Annotated in this window: 11 protein-coding genes; all 11 read left to right on the top strand. The window is 66.5% G+C overall.

The annotated features are described in order from the left end of the window. Positions 1–6 precede the first annotated feature (6 nt). Genes rsmH through GM672_RS02205 form a run of 11 tightly spaced genes read left to right on the top strand, consistent with a single transcriptional unit; the run spans position 7 to position 13,354 of the window. Positions 7–990, top strand: coding sequence for a 16S rRNA (cytosine(1402)-N(4))-methyltransferase RsmH (gene rsmH, locus GM672_RS02255; protein ID WP_155468905.1), 984 nt, complete (start codon positions 7–9; stop codon positions 988–990). Further along, positions 987–1,259: a cell division protein FtsL gene (gene ftsL / locus GM672_RS02250; protein ID WP_155468904.1), complete on the top strand. Its 273-nt coding sequence runs from the start codon at positions 987–989 to the stop codon at positions 1,257–1,259. Before rsmH ends, ftsL begins: the two co-directional genes overlap by 4 nt. Positions 1,260–1,294: 35 nt before the next feature. After that, a complete protein-coding gene (locus GM672_RS02245) occupies positions 1,295–3,061 on the top strand; it encodes a peptidoglycan D,D-transpeptidase FtsI family protein (protein ID WP_229417513.1) in 1,767 nt (588 codons plus the stop codon). Next, positions 3,061–4,599 (top strand): UDP-N-acetylmuramoyl-L-alanyl-D-glutamate--2,6-diaminopimelate ligase, encoded by a 1,539-nt coding sequence (locus tag GM672_RS02240; protein WP_155468902.1) that lies wholly within the window; start codon positions 3,061–3,063, stop codon positions 4,597–4,599. The genes GM672_RS02245 and GM672_RS02240 overlap by 1 nt, the downstream gene beginning before the upstream one ends. Continuing rightward, entirely contained in the window at positions 4,599–5,999 is a 1,401-nt protein-coding gene (locus GM672_RS02235; RefSeq protein WP_155468901.1) for a UDP-N-acetylmuramoyl-tripeptide--D-alanyl-D-alanine ligase, read from the top strand. The genes GM672_RS02240 and GM672_RS02235 overlap by 1 nt, the downstream gene beginning before the upstream one ends. Positions 6,000–6,001: 2 nt before the next feature. After that, positions 6,002–7,171, top strand: coding sequence for a phospho-N-acetylmuramoyl-pentapeptide-transferase (gene mraY, locus GM672_RS02230; RefSeq protein ID WP_155468900.1), 1,170 nt, complete (start codon positions 6,002–6,004; stop codon positions 7,169–7,171). 26 nt (positions 7,172–7,197) lie between these two features. Then, on the top strand, positions 7,198–8,697 hold the full coding sequence (murD, locus tag GM672_RS02225; RefSeq protein WP_155468899.1) for a UDP-N-acetylmuramoyl-L-alanine--D-glutamate ligase: 1,500 nt from the start codon (positions 7,198–7,200) through the stop codon (positions 8,695–8,697). Beyond that, positions 8,697–9,902, top strand: a complete 1,206-nt coding sequence (gene ftsW / locus GM672_RS02220; RefSeq protein ID WP_155468898.1) for a putative lipid II flippase FtsW — start codon at positions 8,697–8,699, stop codon at positions 9,900–9,902. The genes murD and ftsW overlap by 1 nt, the downstream gene beginning before the upstream one ends. Continuing rightward, on the top strand, positions 9,899–11,002 hold the full coding sequence (murG, locus tag GM672_RS02215) for an undecaprenyldiphospho-muramoylpentapeptide beta-N-acetylglucosaminyltransferase (RefSeq protein WP_229417511.1): 1,104 nt from the start codon (positions 9,899–9,901) through the stop codon (positions 11,000–11,002). The genes ftsW and murG overlap by 4 nt, the downstream gene beginning before the upstream one ends. Further along, a complete protein-coding gene (gene murC / locus GM672_RS02210) occupies positions 10,992–12,395 on the top strand; it encodes a UDP-N-acetylmuramate--L-alanine ligase (protein WP_155468897.1) in 1,404 nt (467 codons plus the stop codon). Before murG ends, murC begins: the two co-directional genes overlap by 11 nt. Next, on the top strand, positions 12,392–13,354 hold the full coding sequence (locus GM672_RS02205; protein ID WP_155468896.1) for a D-alanine--D-alanine ligase: 963 nt from the start codon (positions 12,392–12,394) through the stop codon (positions 13,352–13,354). The genes murC and GM672_RS02205 overlap by 4 nt, the downstream gene beginning before the upstream one ends. The last annotated feature ends 10 nt before the right edge of the window (positions 13,355–13,364 follow it).

Below are 13,364 nucleotides of genomic sequence, written 5' to 3'. Positions count from 1 at the left end.
CGCCCCATGACGAATACTGCGGTGCCAGAATTCCAGCATCGTACGGTGCTGCTAGACGAAGCGGTCGACGCTCTCGCCATCGCCGGCGCGCGCGCGGACGGCATCTACGTCGACGGCACCTTCGGCCGCGGTGGCCACAGCCGCCTGCTGCTGTCGCGCCTCGGCCCGAACGGGCGCCTGGTCGCCTTCGACAAGGACCTGCAGGCCATCGCCACCGCGCAGGGTATCACCGACCCCCGTTTCACCATTGTCCACGACAGCTTCGCCACGATGGCGGCGCAGCTGGCCGACCGCGGAATCGCGCAGGTGGATGGCGTGCTGCTGGACCTGGGCATCTCGTCGCCCCAGGTGGACGACGCGGCACGCGGTTTTTCCTTCCGCAACGACGGCCCGCTGGACATGCGCATGGACACCACGCGCGGCATCTCGGCGGCACAGTGGCTCGCCACGGAAACAGAACAGACACTGGAAAAGGTGATCAGGGAATATGGGGAAGAACGGTTTGCTTTTCAGATTGCAAAGGCGATTGTTGCTCGCCGGGCAGTCGAACCAATTTCAAGCACACGACAGCTTGCCGGCATCGTGGCAGGCGCGGTCAAAACCCGGGAGAAGGGCAAGGACCCGGCCACTCGCACCTTTCAGGCTATCCGGATTTTCGTCAATAAAGAGCTTGAAGACCTCGAAGCAGGTCTGAAGCAGGCCTACGACGCACTGGCCGTGGGCGGCATCATGAGCGTGATCAGCTTCCATTCGCTGGAAGACCGCATCGTCAAGCGCTTCTTCGCCGCCCGCGCCAACGTGGAGCAGCCCGATCGCCGTTTACCGATTCGCGCAATCGACCTGCCACAGCCGGAACTGAAGCTGATCGCGAAGATCAAACCTTCGGATGCGGAAGTCGATGCCAATCCGCGTGCCCGTTCGGCCGTGATGCGCGTGGCCCAGCGCCTGGCGCAGCCGGCCGGCCAGCGCCTTGTCGGAGGGCCGCGATGAGCGGCAAGATCAATGCCGTGCTGGCGGCGCTGCTCGTCATCTGCGCCCTGTCGCTGGTGAAGTCGCAGTACCAGGCACGCCATCTGTTCATCGAGCTGGAACGGGCGCAGTCGCAGGCGCGCCAGCTCGATATCGAATGGGCCCAGCTGCAGCTGGACCAGTCGACCCTGGGCAAGCATGCCCGCATCGAGGAAATTGCCCGGCGCGATCTTGAGATGACGCAGCTGACGCCGGCCCGAACGCAGTACCTGACGGAGGGCGGTCAATGAATCGTGCCACCAGTCGTGCCAGCAGCCGTACATCAATGAACGCCGGGTCGAGAGTGGCCGCGTCGAAGGGCGTGTCGTTCTCGAAGAGTCCCGTGCTGGCCGTGCGCCTGCCCACGTGGCGTTCGCGCGTCGTGCTGTTCGTGCTGTTCGCCGCCTTCGCGGCGCTGGCCGGGCGCGCACTGTGGCTGCAGGGCCTGAGCACGCAGTTCCTCCAGAAGCAGGGCGAGATCCGCTACGCCCGCACCATCGAATTGCCAGCCACGCGCGGCAAGATCACGGACCGCAACGGCCAGGTGCTGGCCTCGTCGATTCCCGTCAAGGCCATCTGGGCCATCCCGGACGACGTGCTGCAAGCCCCGCCGGAAAAACTGCGCGAGCTGGCGCGCCTGCTGGACATGAGCGAGGCCGAGCTGCGCAAGAAGCTGGACTCGGACCGCAATTTCGTCTACCTGAAACGCCAGGTCGAGCAGGACGTGGCCGACCAGATCGCCAAGCTGAAGATCGACGGCATCGATACGCGCAAGGAATACAAGCGCTTCTACCCCCAGGGCGAAGTGATGACGCACGTGGTGGGCTTCACCAACGTGGAAGACGTCGGCCAGGAATCGATGGAGCTGGCGCAGCAGAAGAACCTCGTGGGCCAGACCGGTTCGCGCCGCGTCATCAAGGACCGTCTGGGCCACATCGTCGAGGATATCGGCGCCAAGCACGAGCCGCACGACGGCAAGGACCTGGTGCTGTCGGTCGACTCGAAAATCCAGTACATCGCCTTTACCCAGCTCAAAGGCGCGGTGGAAAAATTCAAGGCCAAGGCCGGCGCCGCCGTCGTATTGGACGTGCATACGGGCGAAGTGCTGGCCCTGGCCAACTACCCCAGCTACGACCCGAACGACCGCCGCGCGCTGACTGGCGCCCAGCTGCGCAACCGCGTCATGACGGACTCCTTCGAGCCCGGCTCCACGCTGAAACCCATCACGGTGGCGCTGGCGCTGGACAAGGGCAAGGTCAGCCCGCACACCGCCATCGAGACGGGCAACGGCCGCCTGCAGATCCTCGACCGCACCATCACCGACACGAAGGCGCACGGCGTCATCACGGTGCAGCAGATCGTCGAGATGTCGTCCAATATCGGCACGTCCAAGATCGCCCTGTCGATGCCGGCCCAGGACATGTGGGAGATGTTTACCAAGGTCGGCTTCGGCCAGCAGCCCAAGTGGGGCTTCCCCGGCGCCGTGGCCGGCCGCGTGCGCCCGTATAAATCGTGGCGCCCCGTGGAACAGGCCACCATGAGCTACGGTAACGGCATTTCCGTGTCGCTGATCCAGCTGGCCCGCTCGTACCTGATGTTCGCCCGCGACGGCGACACCATTCCGTTGACGTTCCAGAAGAGCACCGCGCTGCCGGCCGGCCAGCCCATCATCAAGCCGAAGACGGCGCGCGAGATGCGCGAGATGCTGGAGATGGTCGTCTCCGGCAAGGACGGCACCGCCAAGCAGGCCCGCATCCCGGGCTACCGCGTGGGCGGCAAGACGGGCACCGCCTACAAGGTGGAGAACGGCCGCTACGCCATGCCGCGCAAATACATCGGTACCTTCGTCGGCATCGTGCCGTTGTCGGCGCCGCGCTTCGTCATCGCCGTCATGATCGACGAGCCGACCCAGGGCGGCCACTTCGGCGGCCAGGTCGCCGCACCGACTTTCGCCAAGGTCGCAGAGAACGCGCTGCGCGCCTCGAACGTGCCTCCCGATTCCACCGTGACGGAAATCGTCGCGCCGGCCGACACCGGATCGGAGGCCATGTAATGAGCCACATGACTAATAAAAACGATATCAAGAACTGGATCAGGCAGGCCGCCCCCCACGGGCAACTGGCCTCCGACTCGCGCCGCATCAAGGCGGGCGACGTCTTCTTCGCGTATGCCGGCACCGGTGCCGCAGACGGCCGCAATTTCATCCCGGCAGCCATCGCCCAGGGCGCGGCCGCCGTCGTCTACGACCCGGCCGGCTTCGACTGGAATCCGGCGTGGTCCGTGGCCGCCTTGCCCGTGCCCGAGCTGAAACGCCTGGCCGGCCCTATTGCCCACGCCTTCTACGATGAACCGGATGCCGCCATGTTTACCGTCGGCGTGACGGGTACCAACGGCAAGACGTCCAGCGCCGTGTGGCTGGGCAGCGCCCTGGCACGCGGCGGCGACACGGCCGCCGTCGTCGGTACGCTGGGCGTGGCGCTGTTCCAGGGCCGCAGCGAGCCCCGCTTCGACGCCACCGGCTACACGACGCCGGACCAGGTGCTGCTGGCCCGCACGCTTGCCGAATGCCGCGACGCGGGTGCCGCGGCGCTGGCCATCGAAGTGTCGTCGATCGGCCTGGAACAGGGCCGCGTGGACGGCATGCATTTCGACGTGGCGCTGTTTACCAACCTGACGCGCGACCACCTGGACTTCCACGGCACCATGGAAGACTACGAGGCCGCCAAGCGCCGCCTGTTCGACTGGCCCGGCTTGAAGACAGCCGTCATCAACCTGGACGACCCGGCCGGCCAGCGCCTGGCGGCGCACGTGGCGGGGCAAGGCAAGGCCGCCGTCATCGGCTATACCCTGAAGGACGCGGTCACACAGCCGGACATCGCCGGCGCCAGCCTGCTGCGCGCCGGCGCCGTGCGCACCCGCAGCGCCGGCACCGAATTCCACGTCGAGTCCCCCCAGGGCAGCGCCACGGTGAAGACGCGGCTGGTGGGTTCCTTCAATGTCAGCAACGCGCTGGGCGTACTGGGCGCGCTGCTGGCCAAGGGACTGACCCTGCGCGCGGCGGTGGAAGCGGTGGAAGCCCTGAATCCCGCGCCGGGCCGCATGCAGCTGGTCGGCGGCGCGGACGTGCCGATGGTGGTGGTCGACTATGCCCACACGCCCGATGCGCTGGAAAAGACCGTCGAAGCCTTGCGCGGCGTCGCGCAGGAGCGCAATGGCCAGCTGTGGTGCGTGTTCGGCTGCGGCGGCGACCGCGATCCGGGCAAGCGCCCGCAGATGGGCCGCATCGCCCAGGCGGCGGACCACGTGCTCGTCACCAGCGACAATCCCCGCAGCGAAGAGCCGAACAGCATCATCGAACAGATCGTCGCCGGCATGGACCGCGCGCTGCCTGCCTCGGTGCAGGCTATCGAGGACCGGGCCGCCGCCATCCTGTCGGCCATCAAGCATGCCGGCAAGCAGGACGTCATCCTGGTGGCCGGCAAGGGCCACGAACCGTACCAGGAGATCAAGGGCAAGAAGCTGCCGTTCTCGGATTTTGAGCACGCCCAGCTGGCGCTGTCCGCACGCCTGACGATGATGAGGCCGAACTGATGCGCGCCACCATCGCCGACATCCTGGACGCGCTGCCGGGAGCCACCTTCACGGGTGGCGGCAGCGCGGCTGACATCGCTTTCGACGGCGTCTCCACCGACAGCCGCACCGTCTCCGCCGGCGCGCTGTTCGTCGCGCTGCGCGGCGAGACCTTCGACGCCCACGCCTTCCTGCCCCAGGTGGCGCAGCAGGGCGTGGCCGCCGTCGTCGTCGAGACCATTCCAGAAGGATTCACGACGCCTGCCATCGTCGTTGCCGATACACTCGTCGCCCTGGGCCGGATCGCCAACTCCTGGCGCCGCCGCTTCGAGCTGCCCGTGATCGGCGTCACCGGCAGCAACGGCAAGACGACGGTAAAGGAAATGATCGCCGCCATCCTGGCCGCCGCCCACGGCGAAGACGCCCGTCTGGCCACGCGCGGCAACCTGAATAACGAAATCGGCGTGCCGCTCACCTTGTTCCGGCTGACGGACGCGCACCGCGCCGCCGTGGTGGAACTTGGCATGAACCATCCGGGCGAGATCGGCCGGCTGGCGGCCATTGCCGCGCCGACCATCGGCATGGTCAACAACGCCCAGCGCGAACACCAGGAATTCATGCACACCGTCGAAGCGGTGGCGCGCGAGAACGGCAGCGTGCTGGCGGCCCTGCCGGCCGACGGCGTGGCCGTGTTCCCGGCGGGTGACGAATTCACGCCGATCTGGCAGGAGCTGGCGGCCGGACGCAAGGTGCTGACCTTCGGCCTGACCAGGGAAGCGGACGTGAGCTGCACCTTCCGCGCGGACGCCTTCGGCAACCAGATGTTCGTGACGATCCGCACGGAAGGCGAGCCGGCGCAGTTCTACGTCGGTTTGCAGGCCGCCGGCGAGCACAATGTGCGCAACGCCCTGGCGGCGATTGCCTGCACCTTTGCGGCCGGCATCGCCTTGGAACATATCAAGGCAGGGCTGGATACTTTCGCCCCCGTCAGCGGCCGGCTGCAGCGCAAGCAGGCCGCCAACGGCGCCGTCGTCGTCGACGACACCTACAACGCCAATCCCGATTCCGTGCGCGCCGCCATCGACGTGCTGGCCAGCGCGCCGGCGCCGCGCGTGCTGGTGCTGGGCGACATGGGCGAAGTGGGCACGCAGGGACGCGAGTTCCACGAAGAGATTGCCGCCTACGCGGCAAGCCGGGGCATCGAACAGGTGTTCGTCACGGGCGAGCTGGCCCTGCACATGCAGGCCCAAGGTGCTGGCCGGATTCGGCACTTCGAGCAGTTCGACGCGCTGCTGGCCGCCGTGACGGCTGCCGTCACCCCAAGCACCACCGTATTGATCAAGGGCTCCCGCTTCATGAAGATGGAACGGGTCGTGCAGCATTTGATTGGTTCGCAACAAGATAACAAGGACAAACACTAATCATGCTGCTCTGGCTCGCACAGTACCTGCAGGACGATATCGGCGCCTTCCGCGTCTTTAACTTCATCACCTTCCGGGCCGTCTTCGCGACGATCACGGCGCTCCTGATCGGCCTGTTGGCCGGTCCCGCCGTCATCCGCAAGCTGACCTTGATGAAGTACGGCCAGGCCGTGCGCACGGACGGTCCGCAGACGCACCTGAAAAAACACGGCACCCCCACCATGGGCGGCGTGCTGCTCCTGATCGCCATCGGCATTTCCACCCTGCTGTGGTGCGACTGGTCGAACCGCCTGATCTGGCCCGTGATGGTGGTCACGATCGGCTTCGGCATCGTCGGCTGGGTCGACGATTACCGCAAGGTGGTGCGCCAGGACCCGGAAGGCATGCGTTCGGCCGAAAAATACTTCTGGCAGTCGCTGGTGGGCGTGGCCGCCGCGCTGTACCTGGCCTTCTCCGTATCGGCGCCGACGCCGGCCGAAGTGTTCCGCCTGTTCTTCGCCTGGGTGCAGTCCGGCTTCTCGATGGACCTGCCGCCGAAGGCCGACCTGATCGTCCCGTTCTTCAAGACCATCAGCTACCCGCTGGGCGTGTGGGGCTTCATCGCGCTGACCTACTGCGTCATCGTCGGCACGTCCAACGCCGTCAATTTCACCGACGGCCTCGATGGCCTGGCCATCATGCCCACCGTGATGGTCGGTTCCGGCCTGGGCCTGTTCGCCTACCTGACCGGCAGCGCAACGTACTCGAAATACCTGTTCATCCCGCACATTCCCGGTGCCGGTGAATTGATCATCTTTGTCGGCGCGATGGCCGGTGCCGGCCTGGCCTTCCTCTGGTACAACACGCACCCCGCGCAAGTGTTCATGGGCGACGTCGGCGCGCTGGCGCTGGGCGGCGCGCTGGGCACCATCGCCGTCGTCGTGCGCCAGGAAATCGTCCTGTTCATCATGGGCGGGATCTTTGTCGCCGAAACGGTGTCAGTCATTATCCAGGTGGGCTGGTTCAAGTACACGAAGAAGCGCTACGGCGTGGGCCGCCGCGTGTTCCTGATGGCACCCCTGCACCACCACTTCGAACAGAAGGGCTGGAAGGAAACCCAGGTCGTCGTGCGCTTCTGGATCATCACGATGATGCTGGTGCTGCTTGGCCTGTCGACCTTGAAACTGCGTTGAACCGTATCGAACTGGAATAGCGGAACATGATCTACAACGGCAAAATCGCACTGGTACTGGGCCTGGGAGAATCCGGCCTGGCGATGGCGCAGTGGCTGGCCCGCTGCGGCGCGCTGCTGCGCGTGGCCGACACGCGTCCCGTGCCCGAGCGCCTGCCCGTGCTGCGCGAAACACTGCCGGGCACCCAGTTCGTGTCCGGATCGTTCAATGCCGCACTGCTCGATGGCGTCGATTTCGTCGCCGTCAGCCCCGGCCTGGCGCCGAACCGCGAACTGGCCGACATCATGCCGGCCGCGCTGGAAAAGAATATTCCCGTCTGGGGCGAGATCGAAATCTTTGCCCAGGCCCTGGCCTGGCTGAAGCAGGACCGGGCCTATGCGCCGAAGGTCATCGCCATCACGGGCACCAACGGCAAGACCACCGTCACCACCCTGACGGGCCAGCTGTGCGAGCGCACCGGCCTTTCGACCTGCGTGGCCGGCAATATCAGCCCGGCCGCGCTGGACGTGCTGCGCGGTGCGATGGAAAGCGACACCTTGCCGCAGGCATGGGTGCTCGAGCTGTCCAGCTTCCAGCTGCACACGACGTACAGCCTGCAGGCCGATGCGGCCACGGTATTGAACGTGACGCAGGATCACCTGGACTGGCACGGCACGATGGATGCCTATGCCGGCGACAAGGCCCGCATCTTCGGTGCCGGCACGGTGCGCGTGCTGAACCGCAATGATGCGGTCACCCTGCGCATGCAGGACCCCGCGGGCGAGAACGTCACCTTCGGCACGGATGCGCCGGCGGGTCCGGGCAGTTTCGGTCTCGTCAACGAACGGGGCATCTTCTGGCTGGCCACGGGCGAAGCGCTGGGAGAGCCTGAACCGAAGAAGCGCCGCAAGAACGAGCCGGCGCCCGAAGTTGAATGGGCTGTCAAGAAGCTGATGCCGGCCGACGCGCTGCAGATCCGCGGCACCCATAATGCGTCGAACGCGCTGGCCGCGCTTGCCCTGTGCCGTGCCATCGGCCTGCCGTTCGCGCCGCTGCTGCACGGCCTGCGCGACTATCGTGGCCAGCCGCACCGCGTGGAGCTGGTGGCAGCCATCGAAGGCGTCGAATTCTATGACGACAGCAAGGGCACCAACGTGGGCGCTACCGTGGCCGCCATCGACGGGCTTGGCAAGAGTTTCGGCGGCGAGCACCAGCGCCTCGTGCTGATCGCCGGCGGCGACGGCAAGGGCCAGCAGTTCGATCCGCTGGCCGGTCCCGTAGCCCGCTACGTGCGCGCCGTGCTGCTGATCGGCCGCGATGCGCCGGCCATCCGCGCCGCGCTGGCCGATACCAATGTGCGCCTGGAAGATTGCGCCAGCCTGGAAGAAGCAACGAAGCGTGCCGCCGCACTGGCCCACGCGGGCGACGCGGTACTGCTGTCGCCCGCATGCGCCAGCCTGGACATGTTCAAGAACTATGCGCACCGCGCGCAGGTGTTCGTCGACACCGTGCGCGAACTGGCGCTGGACGCGGGACAGGAGCTCTGATGGCCTTCCAGCTCCCATTCAAATTCCTGGGCGACGCCACCACCACGCCGATCGACATCCGTGCGCGCCAGTCGCGCATGATGGAATACGACCAGCCGCTCGTGTGGGTCGTCATCCTCTTGATGCTGCTGGGGATGGTGATGGTGTATTCGGCCTCGATCGCGCTGCCCGATTCGCCCAAGTTCTCGGCCTACTCGAATACCTATTTCCTGCAGCGCCAGGGCACTTTCATCCTGATCGCGGCACTGATCGCGGCGTTTACGTTCCGTATTCCCATCGCCACCTTGCAGGCGGCGTCGCCGTACCTGTTCATCGCCACGCTGGTGCTGCTGGTGCTGGTGCTTATTCCCGGCATCGGCATCGTCGTCAACGGCGGGCGCCGCTGGCTGCCTTTCGGCCTGGGCCAGCCGTCCGAGGTAATGAAGCTGATCATGGTGCTGTACGCGGCCGATTACACGGTGCGCAAGCAGGAATACATGCACAAGCTGACCAAGGGCTTCCTGCCGATGGCGCTGGCCGTCAGCTTTGTGGGCCTGCTGCTGCTGCTCGAACCCGACCTGGGCGCCTTCGGCGTCATCGTCTGCATCGCCATGGGCATCCTGTTCCTGGGCGGCGTCAATGCCATCTGGTTCGGCGGCATCGCTTCGATGCTGGTGACGATCTTCGTGACCATCATCGCCCTGTCGAAATTCCGTCGCGACCGCTTCTTTGCCTACCTCAATCCGTGGGAAGAAGAAAATGCGCTGAACAAGGCCTACCAGCTGACCCACTCCCTGATCGCCTTCGGCCGCGGGGAGCTGTTCGGCGTGGGCCTGGGCGGCAGCGTGGAAAAGCTGCACTACCTGCCCGAAGCCCACACGGACTTCCTGCTGGCCGTCATCGGCGAGGAACTGGGCCTGGTGGGCGTGCTGGTCGTCATCGCGCTGTTCTACTGGATCGTCAAGCGCGCCTTCGACATCGGCCGCCAGGCCATCGCCATCGACCAGACCTTCGCCGGCCTCGTGGCCAAGGGCATCGGCATCTGGATCGGCGTGCAGTGCTTTATCAATATGGGCGTAAACCTGGGCCTCTTGCCCACCAAGGGCCTGACCTTGCCCCTGATGAGCTATGGCGGCTCCGGCGTCGTCATCAACTGCGTGGGCCTGGCCATCCTCTTGCGCATCGACTATGAAAACCGCGTGCTGATGCGGGGAGGCCGCGTATGAGCGCCCCCGGCAAGCACCTGATGATCATGGCGGCCGGCACGGGCGGCCATATCTTCCCCGGCCTGGCCATCGCGCACACGATGCGCGCGCGCGGCTGGACCGTCACGTGGCTGGGCACCTCCCACGGCATGGAGCAGGAACTGGTGCCGAAGCAGGGCGTGCCGATGGATGTGATCCATTTCAGCGGCATGCGCGGCAAGGGCCTGGGGCATACGGTGTCCGGAGCCTTCAAGATGGTCAAGGCCTTTGCCGACTGCTTCGGCTACCTGGGCCGGCGCAAGCCCGACGTCGTGCTCGGCATGGGCGGCTACGTCACCGTGCCGGGCGGCATGATGGCCAGATTGCGCGGCGTGCCGCTGGTGCTGGTCAACGCCGACGCGGCCCTGCTGCTGTCGAACAAGACCCTGGCGCCGCTGGCATCGCAGGTCTGCTTCGGCTTCCCGGCCGATTTCGGCAGCGCCGCCGGCAAGGCCACCGTCACGGGCAACCCGGTGCGCCAGCAGATCCTCGACCTGCCGGCGCCGCCCGAGCGCTTCGCCGGCCGCACGGGTCCGTTGCGCATCCTCGTCGTCGGCGGCAGCCTGGGTGCCAGGGCGTTGAACGACGCGCTGCCGGCCGCACTGGCCCTGCTGCCGGCCGGCGAGCGTCCGCTGGTGACGCACCAGTCGGGCAAGAAGAATATCGACGCGCTGCGGGCCGCCTACCAGGGTGCCGGCGTGACGGCCAACGTGGTCGACTTCATCGACGACATGGCCGCCGCCTATGCGGAGGCGGACGTCGTCATCTGCCGCGCCGGCGCGATTACCGTGTCGGAACTGACGGCGGCGGGCGTGGCCAGCGTGCTGGTGCCGCTGGTGGCGTCGACCACCAGCCACCAGCGCGACAACGCGCAGTGGATGGCGAAACAGAATGCGGCAATCCACCTGCCGCAAACGGAACTGAGCGCGCAAAGCCTGGCGGCGCTGCTGCAAAGCCTGGGCCGGAGCGCCTGCGAGAACATGGCGGCGGCGGCGCGCGCGGTAGGCAAGCGCGATGCCAACGACGCCATTGCCGATGTATTGAACCGGGTATCGAAAAAGAACAACAGTCATGAAGCATAAAGTCAAGAACATTCACTTCGTCGGCATCGGCGGCAGCGGCATGAGCGGCATCGCCGAAGTGCTGGTGACCCTGGGCTACAACGTGTCCGGCTCGGACCTGGGCAGCAATGCGGTGACGCAGCGCCTGGCCGCCATGGGCGCCACGGTGCACCAGGGCCACGCCGCCGAATACATCGGACAGGCCGATGCCGTCGTCACGTCCACGGCCGTCAAGTCCGACAATCCGGAAGTGCTGGCCGCGCGCGCCCGCAAGATTCCCGTCGTGCCCCGCGCCGTCATGCTGGGCGAACTGATGCGCCTGAAGCGCGGCATCGCCATTGCCGGCACCCACGGCAAGACGACGACGACGTCGCTGGTGGCCTCCGTGCTGGCCCAGGGCGGGCTCGATCCCACCTTCGTCATCGGCGGACGCCTGACGGCGGCCGGCGCCAACGCCAGGCTGGGCTCGGGCGAATACCTGGTGGCCGAGGCCGACGAATCGGATGCCTCGTTCCTGAACCTGGCGCCGATGATCGAAGTCATCACCAATATCGATGCCGACCACATGGAGACCTACGAGCACGACTTCGAGAAGCTGAAGGCGGCGTTCGTGCACTTCACGCACCGGCTGCCGTTCTACGGCCGCGCCATGCTGTGCATCGACGATCCGCACGTGCGCAGCATCCTGCCCCAGGTGACGAAACCCGTCACCACCTACGGCTTTTCGGAAGAAGCCGAAGTGCGCGCCATCAATGCCCACGCGGTCGGCACGCAGATGCACTTCACCGTGCTGCAGGAAGGTTATCCGGACACGGACTTTGTGCTGAACCAGCCCGGCCTGCACAATGTGCAGAACGCCTGCTCGGCCATCGCCATTGCGCGCGAGATCGGCATCGAGGACAAGGATACGCAGGCCGGCCTGGCCGGTTTCGCCGGCGTCGGCCGCCGCTTCACGCGCCATGGCGATGTCGCCATCGTCAACGGCCACACCGGAACGTTCGCGCTGGTCGACGACTTCGGCCACCACCCGGTCGAAACGGAAGTGACCTTGGCCGCCGCGCGCGCCGCCTACCCGGGACGCCGCCTCGTACTGGCCTTCCAGCCGCACCGCTACAGCCGCACGCGCGACCTGTTCGAGGACTTCGCCAAGGTGCTGTCGACGGTGGACGTGCTGGTGCTGACGGAAGTCTACCCGGCCGGTGAAGCGCCCATCGTCGGCGCCGACGGCCGCGCGCTGGTGCGGGCGATCCGGGCGCGCGGAAAGACCGAACCGGTGTTCGTGGAGAACATCGCCGACGTGCCGGAAACCATCATGAACGTGGTGCGCGACGGCGACGTCGTGCTGACCATGGGGGCGGGCGCGATCAGCGCCGTCCCCGCGAAACTGACAAGCTACCAGAAGGTCTCTCAATGAACGACACCATCTCCGCACAGGAAGCCAAGGCATTCGGCAAGGTCGGCGTGCTGCTGGGCGGCCGCTCGGCCGAACGCGACGTCTCGATCATGTCCGGCACGGGCGTGCTGGCCGCGCTGCAAAGCCAGGGCATCGACGCCCACGCCTTCGACACGGGCGAGCGCTCGCTGGCCGAACTGGCGGCCGAGAAGTTCGACCGCGTCTTCATCGCGCTGCACGGCCGCTTCGGCGAGGACGGCAGCCTGCAGGGCGCCCTGGAACTGCTCGGCATTCCGTACACGGGCAGCGGCGTGATGGCCAGCGCCATTGCGATGGACAAGATCACGACGAAGATCCTGTGGCTCGACGACGGCATCCCGACGCCGGCCTATGCCGTGCTGCACGCCGATACCGACCTGGGTGCGGCGGCGGCGCAACTGGGCCTGCCCCTGATCGTCAAGCCGCCCCACGAGGGTTCGTCGATCGGTTTCTCGAAGGTGGAAGCGCTGGCCGACTTCCAGGCCGCCTACGACAAGTGCGCGCCGCTGGACGATTCCGTGCTGGCCGAATCGTTCGTCGAGGGCCGCGAATTCACCGTGGCCGTGCTGGGCACGGGCAAGGACGCGCGCGCGCTGCCGGTGGTGGAGATCGTCGCGCCGAAGGGCAACTACGACTACCAGAACAAGTACTACACGGACGTGACGCAGTACTTCTGCCCGCCGCAGCTCGATGAGGCAATCCAGGCCGACATGCAGCGCATCGCCGTGCAGGCCTACCGCGTGCTCGGTTGCGAGGGCTGGGGCCGGGTCGACGTGCTGCTGCGCGCCGGCGACGATCGTCCCTTCCTGCTGGAAGTGAACACGTCGCCCGGCATGACGAGCCACTCGCTGGTGCCGATGGCGGCGCGCGCGGTGGGCATGTCGTACGAGCAGCTGTGCGTGGAAATCCTGCGCACGGCGCGCCTGAAGAACAAGGCTTGAGGAAACGGGT

The organism is Pseudoduganella buxea (genome assembly GCF_009720835.1).
In the GTDB taxonomy this organism is placed as follows: Bacteria; Pseudomonadota; Gammaproteobacteria; order Burkholderiales; family Burkholderiaceae_D; genus Rugamonas; species Rugamonas buxea.
The sequence above is the reverse complement of the archived record's forward strand: the minus strand, read 5'-3'. Positions and strand labels throughout refer to the sequence as shown.